Annotated in this window: 26 protein-coding genes; 16 read left to right on the plus strand and 10 right to left on the minus strand. The window is 53.3% G+C overall.

Annotated features, from left to right (window positions below; all coding sequences use genetic code 11):
• The first annotated feature begins 12 nt into the window (after positions 1 to 12).
• The 3 genes from N5923_RS02690 to N5923_RS02700 are packed head-to-tail and all read left to right on the plus strand — an operon-like array spanning position 13 to position 1,852.
• Complete coding sequence (locus tag N5923_RS02690; protein ID WP_267140973.1) at positions 13 to 627, plus strand: methylthioribulose 1-phosphate dehydratase; 615 nt, start codon at positions 13 to 15, stop codon at positions 625 to 627.
• Positions 624 to 1,313 carry an acireductone synthase gene (gene mtnC / locus N5923_RS02695; RefSeq protein ID WP_267140974.1) on the plus strand — a complete coding sequence of 230 codons (690 nt, stop codon included), beginning with the start codon at positions 624 to 626 and terminating at the stop codon, positions 1,311 to 1,313. The genes N5923_RS02690 and mtnC overlap by 4 nt, the downstream gene beginning before the upstream one ends.
• Positions 1,310 to 1,852, plus strand: a complete 543-nt coding sequence (locus N5923_RS02700; RefSeq protein WP_267140975.1) for a 1,2-dihydroxy-3-keto-5-methylthiopentene dioxygenase — start codon at positions 1,310 to 1,312, stop codon at positions 1,850 to 1,852. The genes mtnC and N5923_RS02700 overlap by 4 nt, the downstream gene beginning before the upstream one ends.
• A 49-nt stretch (positions 1,853 to 1,901) precedes the next feature.
• On the opposite strand, the gene mtnA is transcribed toward N5923_RS02700, so the two are convergent.
• Positions 1,902 to 2,924, minus strand: coding sequence for an S-methyl-5-thioribose-1-phosphate isomerase (mtnA, locus tag N5923_RS02705; protein WP_267140976.1), 1,023 nt, complete (start codon positions 2,922 to 2,924; stop codon positions 1,902 to 1,904).
• Positions 2,925 to 3,047: 123 nt separating this feature from the next.
• Here mtnA and mtnK point away from each other — a divergent pair, with 123 nt between their 5' ends.
• A complete protein-coding gene (gene mtnK / locus N5923_RS02710; protein ID WP_267140977.1) occupies positions 3,048 to 4,247 on the plus strand; it encodes an S-methyl-5-thioribose kinase in 1,200 nt (399 codons plus the stop codon).
• Between the two features lie 74 nt (positions 4,248 to 4,321).
• Here mtnK and fadE read toward each other — a convergent pair whose 3' ends face one another.
• The gene (fadE, locus tag N5923_RS02715; RefSeq protein WP_267140978.1) at positions 4,322 to 6,766 is read right to left on the minus strand and encodes an acyl-CoA dehydrogenase FadE; all 2,445 of its coding nucleotides are present in this window, start codon (positions 6,764 to 6,766) and stop codon (positions 4,322 to 4,324) included.
• Between the two features lie 226 nt (positions 6,767 to 6,992).
• Here fadE and lpcA point away from each other — a divergent pair, with 226 nt between their 5' ends.
• Together lpcA and N5923_RS02725 are read left to right on the plus strand one after the other, a co-directional pair.
• Complete coding sequence (lpcA, locus tag N5923_RS02720) at positions 6,993 to 7,571, plus strand: D-sedoheptulose 7-phosphate isomerase (RefSeq protein WP_017800736.1); 579 nt, start codon at positions 6,993 to 6,995, stop codon at positions 7,569 to 7,571.
• 51 nt (positions 7,572 to 7,622) lie between these two features.
• Positions 7,623 to 8,390 (plus strand): class II glutamine amidotransferase, encoded by a 768-nt coding sequence (locus N5923_RS02725; RefSeq protein WP_267140979.1) that lies wholly within the window; start codon positions 7,623 to 7,625, stop codon positions 8,388 to 8,390.
• On the opposite strand, the gene dpaA is transcribed toward N5923_RS02725, so the two are convergent.
• Entirely contained in the window at positions 8,361 to 9,101 is a 741-nt protein-coding gene (dpaA, locus tag N5923_RS02730; RefSeq protein WP_267140980.1) for a peptidoglycan meso-diaminopimelic acid protein amidase, read from the minus strand. The genes N5923_RS02725 and dpaA overlap by 30 nt on opposite strands.
• 255 nt (positions 9,102 to 9,356) lie before the next feature.
• On the opposite strand from dpaA, the gene dinB reads away from it, so the two are divergent.
• A complete protein-coding gene (dinB, locus tag N5923_RS02735; protein WP_267140981.1) occupies positions 9,357 to 10,412 on the plus strand; it encodes a DNA polymerase IV in 1,056 nt (351 codons plus the stop codon).
• A gap of 122 nt (positions 10,413 to 10,534) precedes the next feature.
• Here dinB and pepD read toward each other — a convergent pair whose 3' ends face one another.
• The gene (pepD, locus tag N5923_RS02740; RefSeq protein ID WP_267140615.1) at positions 10,535 to 11,992 is read right to left on the minus strand and encodes a beta-Ala-His dipeptidase; all 1,458 of its coding nucleotides are present in this window, start codon (positions 11,990 to 11,992) and stop codon (positions 10,535 to 10,537) included.
• A gap of 252 nt (positions 11,993 to 12,244) precedes the next feature.
• Between pepD and gpt the strand changes: the two genes are divergently transcribed.
• From gpt to crl, 3 genes are all read left to right on the plus strand, one after another.
• Positions 12,245 to 12,703, plus strand: a complete 459-nt coding sequence (gene gpt / locus N5923_RS02745) for a xanthine phosphoribosyltransferase (protein ID WP_017800741.1) — start codon at positions 12,245 to 12,247, stop codon at positions 12,701 to 12,703.
• A gap of 208 nt (positions 12,704 to 12,911) precedes the next feature.
• Positions 12,912 to 14,159 carry an esterase FrsA gene (gene frsA, locus N5923_RS02750; protein ID WP_267140616.1) on the plus strand — a complete coding sequence of 416 codons (1,248 nt, stop codon included), beginning with the start codon at positions 12,912 to 12,914 and terminating at the stop codon, positions 14,157 to 14,159.
• A gap of 56 nt (positions 14,160 to 14,215) precedes the next feature.
• Positions 14,216 to 14,617 carry a sigma factor-binding protein Crl gene (crl, locus tag N5923_RS02755; protein ID WP_267140617.1) on the plus strand — a complete coding sequence of 134 codons (402 nt, stop codon included), beginning with the start codon at positions 14,216 to 14,218 and terminating at the stop codon, positions 14,615 to 14,617.
• A gap of 117 nt (positions 14,618 to 14,734) precedes the next feature.
• Here the strand turns inward: crl and N5923_RS02760 are convergent, their stop codons facing one another.
• Positions 14,735 to 15,835 (minus strand): porin, encoded by a 1,101-nt coding sequence (locus tag N5923_RS02760; RefSeq protein ID WP_267145211.1) that lies wholly within the window; start codon positions 15,833 to 15,835, stop codon positions 14,735 to 14,737.
• Positions 15,836 to 16,080: 245 nt separating this feature from the next.
• On the opposite strand from N5923_RS02760, the gene proB reads away from it, so the two are divergent.
• The 3 genes from proB to N5923_RS02775 are packed head-to-tail and all read left to right on the plus strand — an operon-like array spanning position 16,081 to position 19,100.
• Positions 16,081 to 17,184 (plus strand): glutamate 5-kinase, encoded by a 1,104-nt coding sequence (gene proB / locus N5923_RS02765; RefSeq protein WP_267140619.1) that lies wholly within the window; start codon positions 16,081 to 16,083, stop codon positions 17,182 to 17,184.
• Between the two features lie 10 nt (positions 17,185 to 17,194).
• Positions 17,195 to 18,448, plus strand: coding sequence for a glutamate-5-semialdehyde dehydrogenase (gene proA, locus N5923_RS02770; RefSeq protein ID WP_267140620.1), 1,254 nt, complete (start codon positions 17,195 to 17,197; stop codon positions 18,446 to 18,448).
• Between the two features lie 25 nt (positions 18,449 to 18,473).
• Positions 18,474 to 19,100 (plus strand): LysE family translocator, encoded by a 627-nt coding sequence (locus N5923_RS02775; protein WP_267140621.1) that lies wholly within the window; start codon positions 18,474 to 18,476, stop codon positions 19,098 to 19,100.
• Between the two features lie 36 nt (positions 19,101 to 19,136).
• Here the strand turns inward: N5923_RS02775 and N5923_RS02780 are convergent, their stop codons facing one another.
• A complete protein-coding gene (locus tag N5923_RS02780) occupies positions 19,137 to 19,811 on the minus strand; it encodes an SDR family oxidoreductase (RefSeq protein WP_267140622.1) in 675 nt (224 codons plus the stop codon).
• 196 nt (positions 19,812 to 20,007) lie between these two features.
• Here N5923_RS02780 and N5923_RS02785 point away from each other — a divergent pair, with 196 nt between their 5' ends.
• The gene (locus N5923_RS02785) at positions 20,008 to 21,045 is read left to right on the plus strand and encodes a ParB N-terminal domain-containing protein (protein ID WP_267140623.1); all 1,038 of its coding nucleotides are present in this window, start codon (positions 20,008 to 20,010) and stop codon (positions 21,043 to 21,045) included.
• A 213-nt stretch (positions 21,046 to 21,258) separates the two neighbouring features.
• Here the strand turns inward: N5923_RS02785 and N5923_RS02790 are convergent, their stop codons facing one another.
• Together N5923_RS02790 and N5923_RS02795 are read right to left on the minus strand one after the other, a co-directional pair.
• The gene (locus N5923_RS02790) at positions 21,259 to 22,149 is read right to left on the minus strand and encodes an oxidoreductase (protein WP_267140628.1); all 891 of its coding nucleotides are present in this window, start codon (positions 22,147 to 22,149) and stop codon (positions 21,259 to 21,261) included.
• A 21-nt stretch (positions 22,150 to 22,170) separates the two neighbouring features.
• Positions 22,171 to 22,326 (minus strand): hypothetical protein, encoded by a 156-nt coding sequence (locus tag N5923_RS02795; RefSeq protein WP_267140624.1) that lies wholly within the window; start codon positions 22,324 to 22,326, stop codon positions 22,171 to 22,173.
• Positions 22,327 to 23,281: 955 nt separating this feature from the next.
• Here N5923_RS02795 and N5923_RS02800 point away from each other — a divergent pair.
• Positions 23,282 to 23,587 (plus strand): hypothetical protein, encoded by a 306-nt coding sequence (locus N5923_RS02800; RefSeq protein WP_267140625.1) that lies wholly within the window; start codon positions 23,282 to 23,284, stop codon positions 23,585 to 23,587.
• A 24-nt stretch (positions 23,588 to 23,611) separates the two neighbouring features.
• Entirely contained in the window at positions 23,612 to 24,025 is a 414-nt protein-coding gene (gene fos, locus N5923_RS02805) for a fosfomycin resistance glutathione transferase (protein WP_267140626.1), read from the plus strand.
• A 15-nt stretch (positions 24,026 to 24,040) separates the two neighbouring features.
• Here fos and N5923_RS02810 read toward each other — a convergent pair whose 3' ends face one another.
• Both N5923_RS02810 and N5923_RS02815 read right to left on the minus strand, forming a co-directional pair.
• Complete coding sequence (locus N5923_RS02810) at positions 24,041 to 24,415, minus strand: hypothetical protein (protein WP_267145212.1); 375 nt, start codon at positions 24,413 to 24,415, stop codon at positions 24,041 to 24,043.
• 248 nt (positions 24,416 to 24,663) lie between these two features.
• Positions 24,664 to 24,984, minus strand: coding sequence for a hypothetical protein (locus tag N5923_RS02815; RefSeq protein WP_267141054.1), 321 nt, complete (start codon positions 24,982 to 24,984; stop codon positions 24,664 to 24,666).
• Positions 24,985 to 25,114 lie beyond the last annotated feature (130 nt).

A 25,114-nucleotide genomic window follows, 5' to 3' on the forward strand; every position in this document is an offset into this window, starting at 1 on the left:
ATAAGGAAAGGTATGACGGTTTTACCGCAATTGGACCAGCTGGTGGCAGCCTGCCACTGGATTGGCGCAAAGGGCTGGGCGCCGGCAACCGGCGGCAATATGTCGGTTCGCCAGGACGACAATTACTGCCTGCTCAGCGAATCGGGCAAAGATAAAGGCAGCCTGACGCGCGATGATTTTATTCAGGTTGAGATTGCCAGCAACCGCGCGCCATCCGGGCGCAAACCCTCGGCGGAAACCGGGCTGCATACCTTAATCTATCGCTTGTTCCCGCAGGCGGGCGCGGTGCTGCATACTCATACGGTCAATTCAACCGTACTGTCGCGGGTGGAAAAAGGCGCAGCGCTGGTGTTGCAGGGTTATGAAATGCAGAAAACCCTTGCCGGGCAGCAATCGCATCTCGACAGCGTATCGATTGCGCTCTTTGATAACGACCAGGATATTGACGCGCTGTCACAGCGGATTGCGCAGTTTGCGCAGCAGACGCCGCTGCGTTACGGTTTTCTGCTACGCGGCCACGGCCTGACCTGCTGGGGCAAAGATGTGAATGAGGCTAAGCGCCACCTTGAAGGGCTGGAGTTTCTGTTTCTGTGTGAAATGCAACGACGCCTGCTGGAGGCCAAATGATTCGTGCGATTGTTACCGATATTGAAGGCACCACCAGCGATATTCGCTTTGTCCATAACGTTCTGTTTCCTTATGCCCGTCAGCATCTGGCGGCATATATTGCTGAACATCAGCAGCAGGAAGCGGTCAGCGCCACGCTCAACGATCTGCGCGCCGAGATCGCCCAGCCGGACGCCACAATTGACCAGCTGGTCACCACGTTATTCGCCTTTATGGATCAGGATCGCAAATCCACAGCGCTGAAAGCCCTGCAGGGAATGATCTGGCGTGACGGCTATCTGAACGGCGATTTTAAAGGTCATCTTTATCCGGATGTGCTGCCCGCCTTTAAGCAGTGGCAGGCGCAGGGGGTTTCGCTGTACGTTTATTCATCTGGCTCAGTAGCTGCGCAGAAATTGTTATTTGGCTACAGCGACGAAGGTGATATCACTCCGCTATTCAGCGGCTATTTCGATACCCATGTCGGCGCCAAACGAGAAGTCGATTCATATCGCACTATCGCCAGCCAGATTGGTCTGCCGGTCAGTGAACTGCTGTTTCTGTCCGATATTCACCAGGAGCTGGATGCCGCACAACAGGCTGGCTGGCACACCGTGCAGTTAATTCGCGACGAGGCGGATGCAGTCAGCGTCCATCGTCAGGTAAACCGTTTTGATCAGATTAACCTGGAGCTGTTTTCCTTATGAGTGCATTGACTATTTTTACCGATACCGAAGCGACAACACCGGTCTGGCACAGCACCGATGCTGAAGAGATCCGTCAGCAACTGAATGCCAAAGATGTCCGCTTTGAACGCTGGGAAGCCGATCGCGATCTGGGTGACAATCCGGCAGCGGAAACCGTGATCAAAGCTTATCAGCATGCAATCGATCGTCTGGTGGCGGAGAAGGGCTATCAGAGCTGGGATGTGATCAGTATGCGTGCCGATAACCCGCAGAAAGAGGTGTTGCGCACCAAGTTTCTTTCTGAGCATACCCATGGCGAAGATGAAGTGCGTTTCTTTGTTGAAGGCGCCGGACTGTTCTGTCTGCATCTGGATGGCAAGATCTATCAGATCCTGTGTGAGAAGAATGATTTGATCTCAGTACCGGCCGGCACGCCGCACTGGTTTGATATGGGATCGTCACCGAACTTTACCGCGATCCGTATCTTCGATAATGCTGAAGGCTGGATTGCTAACTTTACCGGCGACACTATCGCCGATGCTTACCCACGTCTGCCGTAACGATAAAAGCGGACTGACCGCAGGGGCGGCATTCTCGCCGCCCGTGCATTTAACGTGGCTGAAAAATCCCTTCCGCCACTTGCGCAGGTGCCACCACACCGGTATCCAGTACCCAGCCGCTAATCAGTGCGGCAGGGGTAACATCAAACGCCGGGTTATACACGCTGGCATTCTGCGGCGCCCACTGTACCTGACCAAAACTACCGGCAACCCCGGTGACTTCACGCGCATCGCGCTGCTCAATCGGGATCGCTGCGCCATTCGGGCAGCTCCTGTCGAGAGTGGTATGCGGCGCGGCAACATAGAACGGGATACCGTGATAGTTCGCCAGTACCGCCAGGCTGTAGGTGCCAATTTTATTCGCCACATCGCCATTGGCGGCAATGCGGTCGGCACCAACCCAAATGGCGTCTACCTGCTGCTGCGCCATCAGGCTGGCGGCCATCGAGTCGCAAATCAGTTTATAAGGCACACCCAATTCACCCAGCTCCCAGGCAGTCAGGCGTCCCCCTTGTAGCAGCGGACGGGTTTCATCCACCCAGACGTTAGCCACGTTGCCCTGTTGATGCGCCAGGGCAATCACGCCCAGCGCAGTGCCGACGCCTGCGGTAGCTAAACCGCCGGTATTACAGTGGGTCAGCAGACGGCTGCCAGGTTTTACCAGCACACTGCCAGCTTCGGCGATGCTGTTACACAGCGCTTTATCTTCTGCCACCAGGCGCAGCGCCTCGGTATTCAGCGCACCGACGAAATTGTCCTGCGCCAGCGCCAGTTTCATGCGGTCAAGGTTGTTCATCAGGTTGACCGCTGTGGGACGTGATGCCCGCAACACTTCCAGCGCAGCGGCCAGTTCGGCTTTAGGCATGCCGTTTTCCGCCAGCAGCGCCAGCAGCAGACTGGCCGAGAGGCCAATCAGCGGCGCACCACGCACACGCAGCGCCTGGATATGGCCAACCAGCGTGGCGACGTCGGGGGTAGGGCACCAGATTTTTTCCTGCGGCAGTGCCTGCTGGTCAAGGATCCAAAGCTGATTTTCACGGACCTGTAAGCTGGTAGTGCTGAGTGTCTGCATGTGGTTTAAATCCATGTTGCGTTAATGCTGTATATTGTGCCAACATGCAATGCGGATGTATAGACGTCTGCACGGCTTATTCTTATATTATAATGCAGAAAAGTTTCAATGAGGAACAAGGCAATGTCGCAATACCGTACGTTCACTGCCGCAGATGCGGTCGATTATGCCCGACAATTTGGTGGACTGGACGATCCCTCTTCACTGGTGGACGCACAGGAAATTGGCGATGGTAACCTTAACCTGGTGTTTAAAATTTTCGACCAGGCGGGCCGCAGCCGGATTATTGTTAAACAGGCGCTGCCTTATGTGCGCTGTGTCGGCGAATCCTGGCCGCTGACCCTCGATCGTGCGCGTCTGGAAGCGGAAACGCTGCAGGTGCATGGCAGCTTTTGTCCACAACACACGGTAAAAATTCTGCATTTCGATGCTGACTTAGCGGTGATGGTGATGGAAGATCTCTCCGATCACGCCATCTGGCGCGGTGAGCTGGTAAAAGGCAGCTACTTCCCGCAGGCTGCCGCGCAGCTGGGTGAATATCTGGCGCAGACGTTGTTCCATACTTCTGATTTCTTCCAGCATCCGCACGCCAAAAAAGCGGATGTGATTCGTTTCACCAACCCTGAGTTGTGTGAAATGACCGAAGACCTGTTCTTTAACGAGCCTTACCAGATCCATGAGCGTAATGCCTATCCGGCGACGCTGGAGAGCTTTGTCGCTGAGCTGCGTGATGATCATGAATTGAGAATTGCCGTCGCTGGCCTGAAACATCACTTCCTGGCGCATGCTGAAGCCCTGCTGCACGGCGATATTCATAGCGGCTCGATCTTTGTCACCGACAGCAGCCTGAAAGCGATTGATGCCGAGTTTGGTTTCTATGGCCCGATCGGTTTTGATATCGGCACCGCAATTGGCAACCTGCTGATTAACTACTGCGCGCTGCCGGGCCTGCTGGCGGCGCGTGAAGCGGCGGACGGACGTGAACAGCGTTTAGCTGATGTACGTGAAGTCTGGCTGGGCTTTGCTGAGCGTTTCCTGGCGCTGGCGGCGGAGAAAACCCGCGATCAGGCGCTGGCTTATCCGGGTTATGCTGAAGCGTTCTTGCAGCGTGTGTTGCAGGATACTATCGGTTTCTGCGGTACTGAGCTGATTCGCCGTACCGTGGGGATTTCGCAGGTGGCGGATATCAAAAAAATTGCCAGCGAGCCGATGCGTGATGAGTGTCTGCGCCATGCGATCAGTTTAGGTCGTACGCTGATTCTCGCCGCGCCGCATGTGCAGGATATCGATGCGCTGATTGCACGGGTGCGTCAGAACGGTTAAGTGATTGACACGGGCGGCGAGAACGCCGCCCCTGCAGATCAGTGGGGGAGCCGTTTTCGGCTCCCGTCAGCTGGTTACGCCGCCTCAATCTTTCTGGCAGGTTGCTGCGCTTTTACCGGCCGGGTCGCCAGCTCATCGGCAGCAAAATCATCAACGTTAATTGAACGCAGACGACTGGCCTCGGCCCGTGTCAGCACCTCGGCTTCCTGCTGATCAATCCATCCTTCCTGCAAACCGCGCGCCGCCAGTTTATCCAGACGGGTAAATGACAGGCTCTTTTTCAGCTGTTTGCACAGGCGATCGTGAATCACTTCCGCCGCTATCACATCCTGCAGCGCTTCCTCCAACTGACCCGCCGGGTTATGCTCGCCTGGCGTCAGATACTGACCGCGTCCCAGACGGGTACGGGTAGCAGAAGGCTGTTGCAGAATGCGCGCCAGCTGGTGATCAAGCTGATCGGATGGCGCACGGCAGAGACGACCGGTCGGGAAGATCACTACCCGTAACAGGCCTGCGACCAGACGATTCGGGAAGTTACGCAGCAGATCGTCCATCGCCAGCTCGGCCTGATTCAGCGCATCCTGTACGCCCCAGTGCACCAGCGGCAGATCCGCTTCATTGCGTCCCTCGTCTTCATAACGTTTCAGCGCTGCGGAAGCCAGATACAGCTGGCTCAGCACATCACCAAGGCGCGCAGAGATGCGCTCACGCCGTTTCAGGCTACCGCCCAGTACCGACATCGAAATATCCGACAATAGCGCGAGGTTGGCGCTGATGCGATTCAGATGCTGATAATAGCGACGGGTCGCGTCACGGGTAGGCGTTGTACTGGTGCGACCGGCGGTCAGCCCCAGCCACAGACTGCGCATCTTATTGCTGCCGACATGGCCAATATGGCTGAATAGCGCCTTATCAAAAGCGTTGACGTCGCCGCTCTGGGCGGCAGCCATCTCCTCCAGCACGAAAGGATGGCAGCGGATCGCGCCCTGACCAAAGATAATCATGCTGCGCGTCAGAATATTGGCGCCTTCCACGGTAATCGCAATTGGCGCGCCCTGATAAGCACGGGCAAGGAAGTTACTGTTGCCGAGCATAATCCCTTTACCACCGGCAATATCCATTGCATCGACAATGGCCCGCTGGCCGCGATGGGTACAGTGATACTTCACAATCGCAGACAGCACCGCCGGTTTCTCACCCAGTACAATGCCGTAAGTAATCAGCGCCGCTGCGGCATCCATCACATATGCATTACCGGCAATACGCGCCAGCGGCTCTTCAATCCCTTCCATTTTACCGATCGGCAGTTTGAACTGACGGCGGATATGGGCATAGGCGCCAGTCGCCAGCGCGATACTTTTCACGCTGCCGGTGGAGTTTGACGGCAGCGTAATACCGCGGCCTACTGACAGACATTCCACCAGCATCCGCCAGCCCTGACCGGCCATTTTCGGGCCGCCAATAATATAATCAATCGGCACAAAGATATTCTCGCCGCGCGTCGGGCCGTTCTGAAACGGCACATTCAGCGGGAAATGGCGACGGCCAATTTCGACACCAGGCGTGCTGGTGGGGATCAGTGCGCAGGTAATGCCCGGATCGTCGGTCTCACCCAGCAGATGCTGCGGATCGGAGAGTTTAAACGCCAGCCCCAGCACGGTCGCTATCGGGGCCAGCGTGATATAGCGTTTGTTCCAGGTCAGGCGCATGCCCAGCACCTGCTGTCCCTGCCAGTCGCCCATACAGACCACGCCGGTATCCGGAATCGCCCCGGCATCAGAACCCGCTTCCGGGCTGGTCAGCGCAAAGCAGGGGATCTCCTGACCGCGTGCCAGACGTGGCAGATAGTGATCTTTCTGCTCTTCGGTGCCGTAATGTTGCAGCAGTTCGCCGGGGCCGAGAGAGTTCGGCACGCCGACGGTAATCGCCAGAATCCCGGATACCCCGGCCAGTTTCTGCAGCACTTTCGCCTGGGCATACGCGGAAAACTCAAGACCGCCATACTCTTTTTTAATGATCATCGCAAAGAAGCGATGCTCTTTCAGGTAAGCCCACAGCTCCGGCGGCAGATCGGCCATTTCATGGGTGATCTGAAAATCGTTGGCCATGCGGCAGGCTTCTGCTACCGGGCCATCAAGAAAGGTCTGTTCCGCTTCGGTCAGACGCGGTTGCGGATAGTTATGCAGTTTCTGCCAGTCAGGATTACCACGAAACAGATCGCCTTCCCACCAGGTGGTGCCGGCATCAATCGCCTCTTTTTCGGTACGTGACATCGGCGGCATCACTTTCTGAAAGGTGTGCAGCAGTGATTTGGAGAACATTGCCCGCCGCATCGGCAGGAAATTAAATGGCAGCAGAATAATCGCCAGCGGAATCAGCAGCCATGGCGTCCACAGCGACAGCATCGCCATCGCGGCCGTCCACACCAGTAGCAACAGGCTGGCGAGCAGCAGATTTACGCGGTGATAGAAGAGTGCGCCAGTCAGCACAATCGTCGCGATAATACTGAGAACCATCATAATAAAGCGCTCCGTAAGTAGTAAGAGGTCTGACCTGTTTAAATCGTTACTACAGGTTTAGAGCAGATGAAGTTTGTTAGCAATGCGTTTACATTATAATTACAACCTGGCTCACACTCCTGACGCACCAAAAGTCAAAGCCACAGCTTGTGTCGCAGGACGCTTTTCGCCTTACCCCCATTCCGGTAAACTTGTGCAGAATTTCTTTCCCCCAAAGGACATCCCTATGTACCAGGACATAATTCGTTCAGAGTTAAATGAAGCCGCCGACACGCTTAATAAATTTCTGAGCGATGATGCCAATATCCATGCCATTCAACGCGCTGCGGTACTGCTGGCGGATTCGTTTAAAGCTGGTGGTAAAGTTCTCTCCTGTGGTAATGGTGGTTCACATTGTGACGCGATGCATTTTGCTGAAGAGCTGACTGGCCGCTATCGGGAAAACCGTCCGGGCTATCCGGCGATTGCAATTTCTGATGTCAGCCATATCTCCTGTGTCAGTAATGATTTCGGTTATGACTTTATCTTCTCGCGCTATATTGAGGCGGTCGGCCGTTCAGGCGATGTGCTGCTGGGGATCTCGACTTCCGGCAACTCTGCTAATGTGATTAAAGCGATTGAAGCGGCACGGGCGCAGGGGATGAAAGTCATCACCCTGACCGGTAAAGACGGCGGTAAAATGGACGGTTCGGCCGACGTGGAAATTCGCGTGCCGCACTTCGGTTTTGCGGATCGTATTCAGGAAATTCATATCAAAGTGATTCATATCCTGATCCTGCTGATTGAAAAAGAGATGGCTAAATAATTAGCGCCTTCCCCCGTGCGCGGGGGAATTAATGATTCTGAGGTCATCACTATGTGCGAACTGCTCGGGATGAGCGCTAACGTCCCAACGGATATCTGCTTTAGCTTTACCGGTCTGGTGCAGCGAGGTGGTGGAACCGGGCCGCATAAAGATGGCTGGGGCATTACCTTCTACGAAGGCAAAGGGTGTCGCACATTTAAAGATCCGCAGCCGAGCTTTAACTCGCCAATCGCGCGTCTGGTGCAGGATTACCCGATTAAATCACACTCGGTGGTGGCGCATATCCGTCAGGCCAACCGCGGTGAAGTGTCGCTGGAAAATACCCACCCGTTTACCCGTGAAGTGTGGGGACGCAACTGGACCTATGCGCATAACGGCCAGCTAAAAGGCTATCGCCAGCTGGAAACCGGCCAGTTTCGCCCGGTGGGTGAAACCGACAGCGAGAAGGCGTTTTGCTGGTTGCTGCATAAGCTGACCACGCGTTATCCGCGTACGCCAGGCAACTGGCCGGCGGTCTTTCGCTATATTGCGGAACTGGCGACCGAACTGCGTAAGAAGGGCGTGTTTAATATGCTGCTGTCGGATGGTCGTTATCTGATGGCCTTCTGCTCCACCAATCTGTTCTGGATCACGCGGCGTGCGCCCTTTGGCAAAGCCAAATTGCTCGATCAGGATGTGGAGATAGATTTTCAGAAGCAGACCACGCCAAATGACGTGGTCACGGTAATTGCGACTCAGCCGCTAACCGGTAATGAAACCTGGCACAAAATTGAACCCGGTGAGTGGGTACTATTCTGTCTTGGTGAGCGCGAGGAATGATCCTGATGGCGCTGAAGGGTTGTCGATAACCGGACTGCTATTCAGCACATATTTGCCGGCATTAACGCTGACCGTTGGCGGCTGGCGATGCTGCACAAACCACGCATAACCCGGCTGCAACTGCTTCCAGAAGTTGACGTAGTAAGAGTTACGATGGCGCTGCATATTGCTTTCCGTCATACGGAACGGATAGATACTGACGCTCACTTCTGACTGGCCATTGCGCAGCGCGGCATTCACGTAAGTAAAAATCTCATCCATATAGGCATTGGTCATGGCATAGCAGCCAACTGACACACAATTGCCATGAATCATCAGATACTTACCGTCGTAACCCTGCTGGCGATCGTATTCATTGGGAAAACCGATATTAATCGCGCGGTAGAAACGGCTGTCAGGTTTTAACTGGCGCTGGGTCACGGTGTAAAAGCCTTCAGGGCTTTTAAAGTCGCCCTGACGCTGTTTCGGGCCGAGTCCGCCGGAGAAGTTGCAGATGCGATAGCTATCCAGCAGACGATATTCGTTGCCTATTTTTCCATACAGTTCCAGCGTGCGCTCTTCTTTAAAGATCTGAAGATAGACGGGAGTGCCAATTAATTGTTTCTTTAATTCTTTGCTTACCGGAGCCAGTGGCTGAACGGGGTCCGGGGTGCTGGCCTGACTTAAGGCTGGCAGAAAAATCATCGCAAACAGCAGTGCGATTTTGCCCATTCTGATTCCCTTGAAATAGAGGGTTTTAAAGTGCGACGTTGTGAACGTCTGGTAACTGCATTATCGGAAAATTCCGCTATCGCAGCGCAACATTAACATTGTCTGTTTTTTTATCAAGATGCTGGCCAAGATTATTCCTCATAAACACTGGACTTATCCCGTGGCGACAGGGGATATCACGCGTTTTCCTGCTGGCGAGCGGGCTTGAACTGTCTGATTTTTACTGTATACTTATCCAGTGATGCCGGAGGGGATATGCGTAAGATTATTCACGTCGATATGGACTGTTTTTATGCTGCAGTCGAAATGCGCGACGATCCCCGTTTGCGTGATATCCCGATTGCGATTGGCGGCAGCCAGAAGCAGCGCGGCGTGATCAGCACCGCGAACTATCCGGCGCGTAAATACGGCGTCCACAGTGCGATGTCGACCGCCATGGCGCTGAAACTCTGTCCGCATCTGAAAGTGATCCCCGGGCGTTTTGAAGCCTATAAAACCGCTTCCCGCCATATTCGTGAAATCTTCTCGCGCTATACCTCATTAATTGAACCGCTATCGCTCGATGAAGCCTATCTGGATGTGACCGACAGCGAACATTGCCATGGCTCGGCGACCTTAATGGCGCGCGAAATTCGCCAGTGCATTGCCGATGAGCTGAATCTTACCGCCTCCGCCGGTGTTGCGCCGATTAAATTTGTCGCCAAAATTGCCTCCGATCTGAATAAACCTGACGGCCAGTTTGTAATAACCCCGGAACAGCTGCCGGCCTTTTTACAGACGCTGCCGCTGAAAAAGATCCCTGGCGTCGGCAAAGTGACGGCAAAGAAGCTGGAAGAACTGGGACTGTTTACCTGCGCCGATGTGCAAAAAACCGATCTGGCGATGCTGCTGAGACGCTTTGGTAAATTTGGCCGCGTGTTGTGGGAACGCAGTAATGGCATTGACGAGCGGGAGGTGATCACTGAACGCGAGCGTAAGTCGCTGGGCGTTGAGCGCACGCTCTCTGAGGATATCCATAGCTGGGAAGAGTGCCTGAAGATCCTCGATTTTCTGTATGAGGAGCTGGAGCGGCGCTTAACCGCCATCAAACCGGATCGCCATATTGCGCGGCAGGGCGTAAAGCTGAAGTTTAATGATTTCCAGCTGACCACGCAGGAGCATGTCTGGCCGGTACTGAATAAAGACGATTTAATCAGCATCGCCAAAAAGACCTGGGATGAGCGACGCGGCGGCCGGGGTGTGCGGCTGGTGGGATTACATGTCTCGCTACTGAATCCACAACTGGAACGGCAGTTATTACTGGGGTGGTAAAAAACGGGCGGCGAGAACGCCGCCCCTGCATCAGATCGGCGTAGGGGCGGCGTTCTCGCCGCCCGTGTAACGTATTTCCACCGCGGTTGATGACGGCGTTCTCGCCGCCTGCAACAACGCAATTACTTCGCCGGGATCACTCGCAGCAGTTCAGTCAGCAGTTTCCAGTACAAGCCAACGCTTTCGATATGAACCTGCTCATCCGGTGAGTGCGGACCGGTAATGGTCGGGCCGATAGAGACCATATCCATTTGCGGATAAGGTTTCTTAAACAGACCACACTCCAGACCGGCATGGATCACCTGGATGTTCGGCGTGCGGTTAAACAGCTTCTCATAGGTTTCACGCACCAGCGCCATCACCGGTGAAGAAGCATCAGGCTGCCAGCCCGGATAACCGCCTTTCGGTGCGGTGTTCGCGCCAGCCAGTTCGCCAAGAGAAGTCAGCATTTCCACCACGTAATCTTTACCGCTGTCGATTAGTGAGCGGATCAGGCAGATAATTTCCGCTTCATTATCTTTAATCGACACCACGCCGACGTTCAGTGAGGTTTCCACCACGCCTTTCATTACGTCGGAGTTACGGATTACACCGTTTGGCGTGCTGTTAAGCAGGGCGATAAAACGGTCACGGCTGTTCGCAGTCAGTGCATTGGTTTCACTGGCCAGTGGTTCAACCAGCACATTGACGTTTTTATCTTTCGGGCTGACTTCGTTCTGCAGTGTTGCCAGATAACCGGTGGCGGCGGCTTTCAGCGCATCCACTTTATCGGTTGCTACCGCCAGCGTCGCGACAGCTTCGCGCGGAATCGCATTACGCAGGGTGCCGCCGGTGAAATCAACCAGACGAACATCCAGCGTTTTTGCCTGAGCGGCAAGGAAACGCGCCAGCAGTTTGTTGGCGTTACCAAGGCCGACATGAATATCACAACCGGAGTGACCGCCTTTCAGGCCTTTAATGGTCAGCTTCAGGGTGGTGAAACCGGCCGGAACCGCTTCACGTTCAACCGGCAGGGTGGTGATAAAATCGATACCGCCCGCGCAACCCATATAGACTTCACCTTCCTCTTCCGAGTCGGTGTTGATCAGGATATCCGCCTGCAACCAGTCTGCCTGCAGACCAAAGGCGCCATCCATTCCGGACTCTTCAGTCATGGTCAGCAGCACTTCCAGCGGGCCATGTTCAAGGTTGTCGTCGGCCAGTACCGCCAGCGCTGACGCCATACCGATACCATTATCCGCACCCAGCGTGGTGCCGCGTGCTTTAACCCACTCGCCATCAACCCAGGGCTGAATCGGATCTTTAGTGAAGTCGTGTACCGTGTCGTTATTTTTCTGCGGCACCATATCCAGGTGCGCCTGTAACGCCACCGGCTTGCGGTTTTCCATTCCCGGCGTCGCCGGTTTACGGATCAGAATATTGCCCACTTTATCGCGATCAACCCAGAAGCCTTTCTCTTTGGCCCAGGACAGAATATGTTCAGCCAGTGCTTCTTCATGATAAGAGGGATGCGGAATAGAGCAGATTTTGGCAAAAATATCCCACAGCGGCTGTGGTGATAGTTGAGACAATTCAGACACGATAAGTCTCCTGTTTCGGCAACCGGTAAGCCCGGTGCGTCGCAAAGTTTCCAGTAAAAGATCGCCGTCAGCGAATCTGACGTGATAAGCCTGAGAATACCACCGTTTAGCGCACCTTGCGCAACCAGCCGCGCTAAAAAGCCGCAACCAGGCACACAGGTGCTGGTTTTTAGCGCTTCAGATCCTTATAATCTCGCGCAACCTTTTCCCATTGCATACTTTTAAGCCAATATTGTTGGCCGGGATTTCTTTATGAGCGAAAAATACGTCGTCACCTGGGACATGTTACAGATCCATGCCCGTAAACTGGCTCAGCGCCTGCTGCCTGTAGAACAATGGAAAGGCATTATCGCGGTCAGCCGCGGTGGTCTGGTTCCCGCCTCATTGCTGGCGCGTGAACTGTGCATCCGTTACGTGGATACCGTCTGTATCTCCAGTTATGACCACGATAATCAGCGCGAAATGACCGTGCTGAAGCGCGCAGAAGGCGATGGCGAAGGCTTTATCGTTATTGATGACCTGGTCGATACCGGTGGTACCGCGCAGGCAATCCGCGACATGTATCCAAAAGCGCGCTTTGTGACGATTTTTGCCAAACCGGCAGGCCGTCCGCTGGTCGACGATTATGTGGTCGATATCCCGCAGGACACCTGGATTGAGCAGCCATGGGATATGGGCGTGGTGTATGTGCCGCCAATTGTTAAAGGTTAATCCACGTCACCGCCCTGCCTGCGGGAGCCGATAACGGCTCCCCTGCAGTGTTTCAGATAGCGCTGTGCAGGGGGGCGTTCTCGGCGCCAGTGCTGAGAGTTGTGATCCACATTAATACAACGCCCGCTTTTGCCGGGCGTTGTTGTTTCTGCCCGTCACCAGGTTAAACTGTCTTTCCGTCAGGCTGCGCAGGAAGGAAAGCTTCATAATGACTCCCAAAAATCTCAGTGAAGAGCTGTTCAAGCCCCGCTTTAAGCATCCCGAAACGTCTTCCCTGGTGAAACGCCGCCATTACTCGACGCAAAATATACAGTCGACGCTGGATGGCGAGCATCACGCAGGCTGGTATCGCATGATTAACCGCCTGATGTGGGCATGGCGTGGATTGTCGTTGCTGGAGATCAGCGAAGTGCTGGCGCGGATTGCAGTCAGCGATGCCGGGCGCACTAACGAAAAACATCTCGATACGGTGATTGGCTATCGCGGCGGCAACTGGATTTATGAGTGGTCGAAGCAGGCAGGAATGCAGCAGCAGCAGGCGATGGAAGCCACTGACGACCTTACCGCCGGTGAGCACTGGCTGCATGCCGCCAATCTCTACAGCATTGCCGGTTATCCGCATATTAAAGGTGATGAGCTGGCGGAACAGGCGCAGATGCTGGCGAACCGGGCTTACGAAGAGGCCGCGCCGCGGCTGGCCGGCGAGCTGAAAGAGCTGGAGTTCACCATTCCTGACGTTGGCGTTATCTCCGGCTTTCTGCATATGCCAAAACAGGCGACGGCGCCTTATCCGACGGTGATGATGTGTGGCGGTCTCGACACGCTGCAAACCGACTATTACCGCTTTTTCCATGACTATCTCGCGCCACGCGGTATTGCCATGCTGACCATAGATATGCCGTCGGTGGGGTTTTCGGCGAAATGCAAACTTACCCAGGACACCAGCATTCTGCATCAGCAGGTGCTGCGCCAGCTGGAGACGGTGCCGTGGGTCGACCATCGCCGTGTCGCCGCCTTTGGCTATCGTTTTGGTGCCAATATCGCGGTGCGTCTGGCGTATCTGGAAGCGCCGCGCCTGCGTGCAGTGGCCTGTCTGGGGCCGGTGGTGCATAGCCTGCTGACCGATACCCAGCGGCAAAACGCGGTGCCGGACATGTATATGGATATGCTCGCCAGCCGGATGGGGATGGCGAATGCCAGTGACAGTGCGCTACGTACCGAACTGAATCGCTATTCGTTAAAAATGCAGGGGCTTCTGGGACGTCGTACGCCAACGCCAATGTTGTCCGGTTACTGGGATAACGATCTGTTCAGCCCGGAAGAAGATTCGCGCTTAATCGTTAACTCTTCCGCTGCGGGAAAACTGCTGCCGATTAAATTCTCGCCGGTTCTGCAGAATTTCGATGATGCATTGCAAAAAATTTGTGACTGGCTCGCCAGGCAGTTGCAGAGATGAGTTGCTATTATTCAGCAGTTTGCTAAAACTGAGGCAACATCAAAGGAGGTTTAATCATGACGTTACCGAGTGGACACCCGAAAAGCCGACTAATGAAACGTTTCGCTGCTCTGGGTCCGTATATCCGCGAGAGCAAATGCGATAACGATCGCTTTTTCTTTGACTGCCTGGCAGTTTGCGTCAATGTAAAACCTGCACCTGAAGAGCGTGAGTTCTGGGGCTGGTGGATGGAGCTGGAAGCGCAGTCCGATCGCTTTACCTATGAGTACCATTTTGGCCTGTTTGATAAAGAGGGTAACTGGAAGCCAACGGCAATCAAAGGTAAAGAGAACAATCAGAAGCTGGAAGAGACGCTGCGTAATTTCCATGAGCGCCTGAAAGAGTTACTGCTGGGCATGGAGCTGGGATTAGTCCCTGCGGAACACTTTAACGATCAGCCGGTGAAACTGACCGCCTGAAAAAAGTGATTGCTGAATAAAACAGGAAAGGCCGTTCACAGTGTGAGCGGCCTTTTTTTACAGACACATAACGAGAGTAAGACAACCGCATCCGTGGCAGGAGGCGGGGAAGAAAGCTTAGAACTGGTAAGTCATACCCACCGCAACGATATCGTCGGTGTTTTTCGCCAGCTTATTATCGTCGCTCAGCAGGTTGATTTTGTAATCAACAAACGCTGACATGTTTTTGTTGAAGTAGTAAGTCGCGCCGACATCCGCAAATTTAACGTAGTCAGCATCGCCAACGCCGTTTTCGATATCTTTCGCTTTGGTCTGCACGTAAGCCAGTGACGGACGTAAGCCGAAATCGAACTGATATTGCGCCACTAACTCAATATTCTGCATTTTGTTAGCGTAACCGCTAACGTCCAGACCGGCACCGTTAACCTGCGCGGTGCCGCTGATTGGGTTCATATTGCGTGTTTCCGCATAAGTCGCGGCGAGATAAATGCTGCCGTCGTCATATTTCAGGCCGGTTGCCCAGGCTTCAGCTTTATCGCCGCCGCCGTATGTCTGGCTTTTCTGGTTCAGCACACGATTAGAAGAGGAAACTGCGCCGTTAATGGTCAGGCTATCCATCAGGGTATAAGCGAGTGATGCCGCCATTCCGTCACCGTTGGCGGTGGAACCCTGGCGCGTGGTGCTCTCATTTTTACCCTGATACTGCAGGCCGAGCTTCAGGCCATCAACCAGACCAAAGAAGTTGCTGTTACGGTAAGTCGCTACACCGTTGGTTCGGGACAGCATATAGATATCTGCGCCGGTGTAACCGGTGCCGCCGAACTCAGGCATCATATCGGTGAACGCTTCGACGTCATAGATCAGGCCATAGTTACGACCGTAATCAAATGAGCCGTAATCGCCTGCTTTCAGACCGGCGAAACCTAAACGGGTTTTAGTACCGGTAGTGCCATCGCTTTCTGCATTGCTGGCGGGCATATGGTATTCCCACTGACCATAACCGGTCAGCAGGTCATTAATCTGGGTCTGGCCTTTAAAGCCGATACGCACATATGACTTATCGCCATCGTTGCTGGCACTGTCACTCAGGTAGTGCATGGCTTTAACTTTGCCGTAGAAATCCAGCTTGTTGCCATCTTTATTATAAACTTCCGCTGCGTGTGCTGAGGTGGTCAGGGCCAGTGCGGCCGTCAAAATTGCCAGAGCGCTCTTCTTCATTTAATAGACTTCCCGAATAAGTAAAATAACATTTTGCCTTGCAGGCTCTTGTTAACGCAGGAACGTTTTACCCTTTCGGGATGAAAGTTTTATGACATTTTTTCTGATTTCTTGTTAATTGCGAACTTATGGTCTACGCCATTGTCCGCGCTATTTTGTGCTTTTCCGCCACTGGCTGTTGGCTTAACCGGTCACACCTGATTAAATGGCTGTTTACAGACTTTTTTTACCAACGGCAGGAAATAATGAGCGGCAGTCAGACCCTGGTGGTTAAATTAGGTACCAGCGTCCTTACCGGCGGGTCACGTCGGTTAAATCGGGCACATATCGTTGAACTGGTTCGTCAGTGCGCACAGCAGCACGCGGCCGGGCATCGTATCGTCATCGTGACGTCGGGGGCGATGGCCGCCGGACGGGAACATCTTGGCTACCCCGAACTGCCGCCCACCATCGCCTCAAAGCAGCTGCTGGCTGCGGTGGGGCAGAGCCGTTTAATTCAGTTATGGGAGCAGCTGTTCTCCATCTACGGTATCCATATTGGCCAGATGCTGCTGACGCGTGCCGATCTTGAAGATCGTGAGCGTTTTCTCAATGCGCGTGACACCTTACGCGCGCTGCTCGACAACCATATCGTGCCGGTGATTAACGAAAACGATGCGGTGGCGACGGCGGAAATTAAAGTCGGCGATAACGATAATCTCTCTGCGCTGGCGGCGATGCTGGCGGGCGCAGATAAACTGCTGTTGTTAACTGACCAGCCGGGACTGTTTACCGCCGATCCGCGCAATAACCCGGCGGCGGAGCTGATTAGCGATGTCCATGGTATTGACGATGCATTGCGGACTATCGCCGGTGACAGCGTATCGGGCCTTGGCACCGGTGGCATGGCCACCAAACTGCAGGCCGCGGATGTCGCCTGCCGTGCCGGTATCGATGTGATTATTGCCGCCGGTAGCCGTGCGGGCGTGATTGGCGATGTGATCGCCGGTCAGCCGGTTGGCACCCGTTTCCATGCGCTGCAAACGCCGCTGGAAAACCGCAAACGCTGGATTTTTGGCGCGCCACCGGCTGGTGAAATCGTGATTGACGATGGTGCGCTGTCGGCGATGCTGGAGCGCGGCAGTTCGCTGCTGCCAAAAGGTATCCGCGAGGTTGATGGCAATTTCTCACGTGGCGAAGTGATCCGTATCCGCAGCCTGCAAGGGCGCGATGTGGCGCATGGTGTATCGCGTTATAACAGCGATGCAATGCGCATGATCGCCGGACACCACAGTCAGAAAATCAGTGAGATTCTCGGTTATGAATATGGTCCGGTTGCCGTCCACCGCGACGATATGATTGTCAGTTAAGGAGTTTTCGATGCTTGAGGAAATGGGTAAAGCCGCGAAAGCCGCCTCTTACCAGCTTTCGGTGTTAACCACCGCGCAGAAAAATCAGGTTCTGCTGACTATCGCCGACAGCCTTGAAGCGCAGAGCGCAGAGATTCTGGCGGCCAACGAACAGGATCTGGCCGACGCACGCCAGAATGGAATGGGTGCTGCACTGCTTGATCGGCTGATGCTCAATCCGGCGCGCCTGAAGGGCATCGCGGATGATGTGCGCCAGGTTTGTCGCCTCGCCGATCCGGTGGGTTTACTGATTGATGGCGGCCAGCTGGACAGCGGACTGCGGATTGAACGTCGTCGCGTGCCGCTGGGTGTGGTAGGGGTGATCTATGAAGCGCGTCCCAATGTGACGGTGGATGTTGCCTCGCTATGCCTGAAAACCGGTAATGCGGTAATTCTGCGCGGCGGCAAAGAGACCTGGCGTACCAATAGCGCCACGGTACGGGTGATTCAGCGCGCGCTGCACCAGCATGGCTTACCGGCTGGCGCGGTGCAGGCGATCGAAAGCCCGGATCGCGAGCTGGTGAATCAGCTGCTGAAGCTGGATCGCTATGTCGATATGCTGATCCCACGCGGCGGCGCCGGATTACATAAGCTTTGCCGCGAGCAGTCGACGATCCCGGTGATCACCGGCGGTATCGGCGTGTGCCATATCTTTGTTGACCAGTCGATTGAGCTGGATGCGGCGCTGAAGGTGATTGTTAACGCCAAGAAACAGCGCCCAAGCGCCTGCAACTCGGTGGAAACCTTGCTGGTGCATCAGGCGCTTGCCGCCTCTTTCCTGCCGGCGTTAAGCAGCCGTATGGCGCAGGAAGGGATCAAATTGCATGCCGACGCGCAATCGCTGCCTGTGTTGCAGGCGGGGGGCGCAGAGGTGGTGGCGGTGAATGAGGCGGATTACAACGATGAATGGCTGTCGCTGGATCTGAATGTCAAAGTGGTGGCGGATATGGATGAGGCCATTGCGCATATTCGCGAACATGGCACTCAGCACTCCGATGCAATTCTGACCCGCACCATCCAGAATGCCGACCGTTTTGTTAAGCAGGTCGACTCTTCAGCGGTTTATGTCAATGCCAGCACCCGGTTTACCGACGGCGGCGAGTTTGGTTTAGGCGCTGAAGTGGCGGTGAGTACGCAGAAACTGCATGCGCGCGGCCCGATGGGGCTGGAAGCGTTAACCACCTACAAATGGATCGCTTACGGCGACGATACGATTCGCGGATAATGCGCTTGATGGCAGGAGAAGAGATTTGACGCTTTCCCAGTGGTTACCTTTTGCTGCCATCGCCCTTGGCCTGGTGCTGACGCCCGGACCAAATATGATTTATCTGGTGTCGCGCTCCATCTGTCAGGGGCATAAAGCCGGTCTGATTTCGCTGGCCGGTGTGGCGCTGGGGTTTATTTTCTATATGCTCTGCGCCGCCCTCGGCATAACCGCGCTGGTGATGGCGGTGCCTTTTGCTTATGACGCATTACGCATTGCTGGTGCGCTCTATCTGCTGTGGCTTGCCTGGCAGTCGCTGCGCAGTGGCACCTCGCCTTTTCAGTTACGTACGCTGAAACCTGACAGTCCACGCAAGCTGTTTACCATGGGGCTGATCACCAACCTGCTTAATCCCAAAGCGGCAGTGCTCTATCTCTCCCTGCTACCGCAATTTATCAACCCCTCTCAGGGCAATGTGCTGGCGCAATCCCTGACACTGGGTTTTAGTCAGATAATCATCAGTATGCTGGTGAATAGCGTAATTATCTTTACCGCTGGCTCAATTGCGCAATTTCTCTCCGGTCGCCCGTTATGGCAACGTGTTCAACGCTGGTTAATGGCGACGGTATTAGCCGGACTGGCAGTACGCATGGTGATGGATGTGCGCAAGTAAGCCGAACACATCCATCCACCTACTGCTTAACCGATGTTACCAGGTCAGCACATTTCCGGCATAGTCGACATAATGATGGCCACCTTTACCGCGCCATTTGTCCAGTTGATCGGCAATTCCACTGGCACTTTGCGCAACTGTCAGTGTTGCTTCGCTCCCACCCATATCGGTTTGTACCCAACCCGGATGAACGCAGAGCAGCGTTTGGCTGTGCCGTGCCGTGGTCTGTGCCAGTTCGCGTGACAGCATATTCAGCGCCGCTTTACTGGCGGCATACAGCGGATAAGTTGCGTCGTTATTTTCATTCAGGCTGGCCAGTTGCGATGACATCAGGGCCAGAATGCCGGTTTCAGGCGTCAGCAGTGGCAGCAGTTCAGCGGCACAACGCACCGGAGAGAAAGCATTGGTGGTAAACAGCGCGAGGAGTTCATCATCGCTGGCCTGCATAACATCCTGATGCTCCGGGCCAAACACGCCAGCATTAATAAAAATCACCTCAAACTGACTGGTGCTGAGCGGCTCCTGCAGGGCGCTGCGCTGTCCGGCATCGTTAATATCCAGCGTCAGCCAGTCGATGGCCGGGTGAGATTCAGGAATTGCGTTACGGGTGGTGGCGGTAACCAGCCATCCGCGTTCGGCCAGCGTAGTTGCCAGACCTAAACCAATACCACGTGAAGCACCGATGATGAGGGCATGTTTACTGTTTTCCACGCAAACTCCTGTTATTTATTGAGGAACAAAGGCTTACAGAGATTAAGCATAGCGGAATGGTCTAAATATGTAAGATGTCGCGCGCGTGAATCGTTATTTATTCTCCGCGAGCCGGGTTTGTCACTCGGCGGATCGCTCCTTGCTTTTTCTCTTCGCCGCCTTAAAATTTCGTCATCTTCGGAACAAGGAAAGTCATATGTCGCGTTATTGGTGGAAGGATCTTCTCGACAGGAACCATAGCTGGCAGGGGCTGGAGCTGCATAGTCCGCCGGGTCCTGATGCGGGCGCCACAATAGAAATGCGCAGCGGCCACCATGGCCGCATGACATTGTCTGTGCGCGAGATGCCGCTATTTTGGGCCTCGATGCTTAACGATCATTCCGGTGTCTGGCTGGTGTTTAATGAGGATCACCCGGATCAACACGCGCTGTTGCCGCCCGTGACTTCACAGCAGCTTGAGTCGATTCAGCGTGGCGGAGCGCAAGCGTGGACCGCTGAATGGTGCCGCTACTTTGCCCGCCAGCTGTTTACCTCTCCCACACCGCTGTTACCTGCCCGTCGTTGCCTGTTGCGTCCCATGTCGCCAGTCGCGCCTGCTACGCCTTATTCTCATCAACAACAACGCCCGATTGAGCGCTGGCGTTTTCAGGCGCCTGCCAGCGCCGGAAATATGGGCTGTGACTGGACACTTTATGGTGAAGATTTTCCTGATTTGACAGCCCCACAGCGCGTGTTGCTAGTGGACTGGTGGTGGGGCGGTAATCTGCTGCTCGGGCGATATCCCATCCAGCCTGAAACCGGGCGTTTGAAATGGTGGCGTAAAAAATCTCGGGAGGGCAGCTTACCGCCGATTCTGGTCTGGCATATCGCCGGCCTGGCATCGTATGTCATTCTTGATGGTCATTACCGTTTACAGGCAGCGATGGAAGAGGGGATCCCACCGCAATTTATTGTACTCAGCGAGCTCAGTGAAAGACATTTCGTACCGGATGCGGAACATCAGGCTCGTGTGCAGCGGGCATTAGAAGTGCAGCAGCGCAATAATCCCAATTACCATATTGATAGCGCCAATCAGACGCTGATCAATTTGTATGATACACGTGATCTTTATGCCTCTACCCACAGCCGCGCCGTGCTGGGCGATGGTGAATCATGGGCAAAGGAAGTAAAAGATTATTTGTACCGACATCAGGCTGGGGAATATCTGGAGAAGATCCTGCATCGAATCGCGTAATTCACCCCGGCCGGGTTTGCGCTGGATACGGAACTTATTTAAGGGGATAAGTTTCGTTATATCTCTTCGCAAAAGCGACAAATTTGGTGGGAGCAGGATGCTGTTTACTGGTGATGTCTGACTGGCTGGGCCGTACTTTTAACGTATTGTGAAGGATTTGGGGCAGACTTACTGCAAGGTCCGCCACAACAATCCCGCTTTACGGCAGCAATATCAGCCAGGTCCATCGCTGGCGGCGGCCAACAGTGGCACCACCACATCGCTAATCGGCGTAGGGATGCCGTGAGCCTGACCATATCGCTGCACCACCCCATTGCGGATATCCCACTCCAGCGGCCGACCGGCTTGACGATCGGCAAGAATAGAGGTGCCTAAGTCAGCCGGGGAACGATGAAATCCATCAACGATCTCTTGCGGTACTTCGTCGCCCAGTATTGCACCCTCCGCACGAGCCACCGCAAGACATTCCCGCAGATATGCCAGCGACAGGCTGCTGATGTCGGTGCGGGAAAACATACCGGCGCGGCGACCGGCTAACACCATTAAACCTGCGACTGCATTTTGCAGAAGCTTGCGCCACGCCACGGAGGTGAAGTCCTGTGCGACATCGACCGAACATCGTGTGCCATGTAATGCCGCCAGCACCACACGCGTTGCTGGCGTGTCCGGCAAGGTGAGACGTGCTTTGCTGCGTAACCATACCGAGGCATCCGCTTCGCGTTGAGCGGGAAACCATACCACCGAGGGCAGTACGGTGTTGCCGGACAAGTACGGTGCGAAAAGTGTTTGCTGCTCAACGCCGTTTTGCAGTACGCAGACAACGCTGTTTGCATGGCACAACGCTGAAAGCCATGGCGCCATCGCCTCTAACTGCGTCGACTTTACCGCAACGAAAACCAAATCAAAGGTGTTTTGTATTGCCGCCGGATCAATCTGCACCGGCCCTGGCACCACAATATGACCGCCGTCAAAGCGCAGCTCCAGTTGTGGGTGCGCCGTGCGGCCACACATTGTCGGTGTGCGTCCGACCTCATGCAGAGCCGCCGCGATGGTTGTGCCGATTGCCCCCGGACCTATCAGGGCGACGGTTGGATATTCAGACATCGTCATTATCCTCCTGTGTCGTTATTGCGTATCTCTCTTCGCTTGCTCAACACGCATATCACTGATCATTGCCGTCAGTTTATCGAGTTTCTCATCGGTTTTGCTACTGATGGCATCCAGTTTCGCATCAAATTTGCTGTTCATCGCATCCAGTTTTGCATCAAATCTGGCGCCCATAGCCTCGATTTTTGCATCAAGCCTGACACCCACGACATCGATTTTGTCGTTAACGCGGTTGAAATCTTCTCTGGTGTCCGCCCTGAGTACAGATACCTCCGTTCTTACCTCAGATATCTGGCCCTTGACGTTAACATAAATTGTCCAGGCGCCTAATGCGGCGACCCCCAGAGCGCCAATGGCGACGTTAAGCGCGCTCCAGAAATTTAAGGGAGAGTTAGGGTTAAAATTAATATTGTTTTTCTCCTCAGTTTTTAGTGAGTTTGTTATTTTTTTTATTTTATATAATTATATTGCTGGGCTGTTGGTGTAATTTCCAGCTAATTAAATTGAATGACTGGATTTTATTTGGTCTGTTTTTAAAATGCAACAGGATTATTTATGGTAATTTTTTTCCATAAATAACCTTAATCGCTAATGGTGTCTGTTTATTGTTTTTTATTACCATGGTTATTAACAGTGGGTTTCTGCGAAATTAGTCCGTAAGACATGAATGGGTAATGTGACTATTTCAATTCAATCAACGATATAAATAGTTTTCTATGCCTCGATAGTTAAGTGTAAAACCTTTGGCGGGTAATTATACTCCTGGTGTTGTGCATCATAGAACGTTATGGAAAGAGCTCAGGGTAATGGCAAAATCAAAGATTATTTTTGTAATCATTGTTTAAATCAGAAGGGTTGATGCCGGGCTAACTCAAAGAGATATCCTGTCCATAGTTGCATTATTTATCAGTGTCGCCGTTGGTGATACCAACGAACAGCATTGCTTTTTGATTATCAAATGATGAGGCCGTATTTTCATTCTTAACCGGATCGCATTTACGTAAAAGCTCGCTGAAAGCGATGGCTATTCCCTGCAAGGTCATACCTGGATGACCAATAATCAGACCTTATCCCTTGCCTGACGCCGCGACAATGCTACGATGAGCTAAAACCATCGTGGTGTTAATAAATGAAAAATCTGGTGCCCGGCTTATTTATATTACTGCTTCTTGCAGGCTGCGTCTCTTCGGTAGGGCAGAACTTTGACGATGCAAAATTAAGTCAAATTCGCAAAGGTCAGTCCACGAAATCCGACCTTATTGCCCTGTTCGGCCAGCCAGCAACCGATACGCCTTATCCTGAAGGTAACGCGATTCTGGTGTGGAACTGGAGTCAGGCCAGAGCGATGAACACCACCTCCGGCAAAACGCTGACTATCAAACTGGATAATGGCAGGGTTGAAAGCTATTCGGTGAGTAAAACGTCGATGGAGTAAACCTCGTTTTCACTGGAGGAGTGCATGTTAAAAAATCTTAACCATCTTACCCTTGCGGTCTCTGATTTATCTGTAAGTCTGGACTTTTATCACTCTCTGCTGGGTTTGCAGCGACATGCAACCTGGGAAAATGGCGCATATCTCTCTTGTGGCGATCTCTGGCTGTGTCTGTCGGTTGACCCGCTTCGTCGTCGGTTGAATGCAGAAGAGAGCGACTATACGCATTACGCCTTCACGATTGATCGACAGGATTTTCAGCCGTTTGTGCTGCGCCTTGAGCAGGCAAAGATTCGCATATGGAAACGCAACAAAAGTGAAGGGGAGTCCTGTTATTTCCTCGACCCGGATGGTCATAAACTGGAAGTTCATGTCGGTGGTTTGCAGGAGCGACTGGCGGCCTGTCATCAGCAGCCTTATGCAGGCATGGTGTTTAGTTAGTCTGCCCGGCTGTTATTAAGACTCTCTTTTTGCTTGCTCAACGCGCATATCACTGATCATTGCGGTAAGTTTATCGAGTTTCTCATCGGTTTTGCTACTGATGGCATCAAGCTTCGCATCAAATCTGGCACTCATGGCATCAATTTTCGTATCAAGTCTGGTGCTCATGGCATCCTGCCTGGCGCTTACGATATCAATTTTGTCGTTAAGGCGGTGGAAATCTTCCCTGGTGTCTGCCCTGAGTGTGGAGACTTCCGTTCTCACCTCAGATATCTGTCCCTGGACGTTAAGGTAAATTGTCCAGGCACCTAATGCGATAATCCCCAGAGCGCCAACGGCGACATTGAGTGCGCTCCAGAAAGTTAAGGGAGAGTTAGGGTCAAAAATCATTTTATTTATCTCCTTTATTTTTTCTGTTTAATATGACTTTATATAATTAATGTTGTAAGTAATATAAACTGCAGGTGATAAATATTAATTTATCCTTATTTGAAAGGCAATATGGTTTCTGGTTACGCTGAGCTGATATTAATTGTTAGCACGTTACATTGTTGTTTTAATGTTTTAGCTAACATTCCGCGGCCTGTCGTCAGCAGCCTTATGCAGGCATGGTGTTTAGTTAATCTGCCCGGCTGCTATTAAGACTCTCTTTTCGCTTGCTCAACGCGCATATCACTGATCATTACGGTAAGTTTATCGAGTTTCTCATCGGTTTTATTGCTGATGACATCAATTTTTGCATCAAGCCTGGCACCCATGGCATCAATTTTGTCGTTAAGGCGGTGGAAATCTTCCCTGGTGTCTGCCCTGAGTGTGGAGACTTCCGTTCTCACCTCAGATATCTGTCCCTGGACGTTAAGGTAAATTGTCCAGGCACCTAATGCGATAATCCCCAGAGCGCCAACGGCGACGTTGAGTGCGCTCCAGAAAGTTAAGGGAGAGTTAGGGTCAAAAATCATTTTATTTATCTCCTTTATTTTAGCGAGTTTGTTATTTTTGTTTAATGCGGCTTTATATAGTTAATACTGAAAGTAATTAAAATAGTGGTTGGTGGATTCTAAGTTATCTTTTTCTGAAAGGCAATATGGT

Source organism: Winslowiella arboricola (genome assembly GCF_025527015.1).
Taxonomy (GTDB): Bacteria; Pseudomonadota; Gammaproteobacteria; order Enterobacterales; family Enterobacteriaceae; genus Erwinia; species Erwinia arboricola.

Bases quoted from the DNA above. Each gene is read 5' to 3' on its own strand.
- N5923_RS02690 (WP_267140973.1), top strand. From the start codon at position 13: ATGACGGTTTTACCGCAATTGGACCAGCTGGTGGCAGCCTGCCACTGG.
- mtnC (WP_267140974.1), top strand. From the start codon at position 624: ATGATTCGTGCGATTGTTACCGATATTGAAGGCACCACCAGCGATATT.
- N5923_RS02700 (WP_267140975.1), top strand. From the start codon at position 1,310: ATGAGTGCATTGACTATTTTTACCGATACCGAAGCGACAACACCGGTC.
- mtnA (WP_267140976.1), bottom strand. From the start codon at position 2,924: ATGCAGACACTCAGCACTACCAGCTTACAGGTCCGTGAAAATCAGCTT.
- mtnK (WP_267140977.1), top strand. From the start codon at position 3,048: ATGTCGCAATACCGTACGTTCACTGCCGCAGATGCGGTCGATTATGCC.
- fadE (WP_267140978.1), bottom strand. From the start codon at position 6,766: ATGATGGTTCTCAGTATTATCGCGACGATTGTGCTGACTGGCGCACTC.
- lpcA (WP_017800736.1), top strand. From the start codon at position 6,993: ATGTACCAGGACATAATTCGTTCAGAGTTAAATGAAGCCGCCGACACG.
- N5923_RS02725 (WP_267140979.1), top strand. From the start codon at position 7,623: ATGTGCGAACTGCTCGGGATGAGCGCTAACGTCCCAACGGATATCTGC.
- dpaA (WP_267140980.1), bottom strand. From the start codon at position 9,101: ATGGGCAAAATCGCACTGCTGTTTGCGATGATTTTTCTGCCAGCCTTA.
- dinB (WP_267140981.1), top strand. From the start codon at position 9,357: ATGCGTAAGATTATTCACGTCGATATGGACTGTTTTTATGCTGCAGTC.
- gpt (WP_017800741.1), top strand. From the start codon at position 12,245: ATGAGCGAAAAATACGTCGTCACCTGGGACATGTTACAGATCCATGCC.
- frsA (WP_267140616.1), top strand. From the start codon at position 12,912: ATGACTCCCAAAAATCTCAGTGAAGAGCTGTTCAAGCCCCGCTTTAAG.
- crl (WP_267140617.1), top strand. From the start codon at position 14,216: ATGACGTTACCGAGTGGACACCCGAAAAGCCGACTAATGAAACGTTTC.
- N5923_RS02760 (WP_267145211.1), bottom strand. From the start codon at position 15,835: ATGAAGAAGAGCGCTCTGGCAATTTTGACGGCCGCACTGGCCCTGACC.
- proB (WP_267140619.1), top strand. From the start codon at position 16,081: ATGAGCGGCAGTCAGACCCTGGTGGTTAAATTAGGTACCAGCGTCCTT.
- proA (WP_267140620.1), top strand. From the start codon at position 17,195: ATGCTTGAGGAAATGGGTAAAGCCGCGAAAGCCGCCTCTTACCAGCTT.
- N5923_RS02785 (WP_267140623.1), top strand. From the start codon at position 20,008: ATGTCGCGTTATTGGTGGAAGGATCTTCTCGACAGGAACCATAGCTGG.
- N5923_RS02790 (WP_267140628.1), bottom strand. From the start codon at position 22,149: ATGTCTGAATATCCAACCGTCGCCCTGATAGGTCCGGGGGCAATCGGC.
- N5923_RS02795 (WP_267140624.1), bottom strand. From the start codon at position 22,326: ATGGGCGCCAGATTTGATGCAAAACTGGATGCGATGAACAGCAAATTT.
- N5923_RS02800 (WP_267140625.1), top strand. From the start codon at position 23,282: ATGAAAAATCTGGTGCCCGGCTTATTTATATTACTGCTTCTTGCAGGC.
- fos (WP_267140626.1), top strand. From the start codon at position 23,612: ATGTTAAAAAATCTTAACCATCTTACCCTTGCGGTCTCTGATTTATCT.
- N5923_RS02810 (WP_267145212.1), bottom strand. From the start codon at position 24,415: ATGATTTTTGACCCTAACTCTCCCTTAACTTTCTGGAGCGCACTCAAT.
- N5923_RS02815 (WP_267141054.1), bottom strand. From the start codon at position 24,984: ATGATTTTTGACCCTAACTCTCCCTTAACTTTCTGGAGCGCACTCAAC.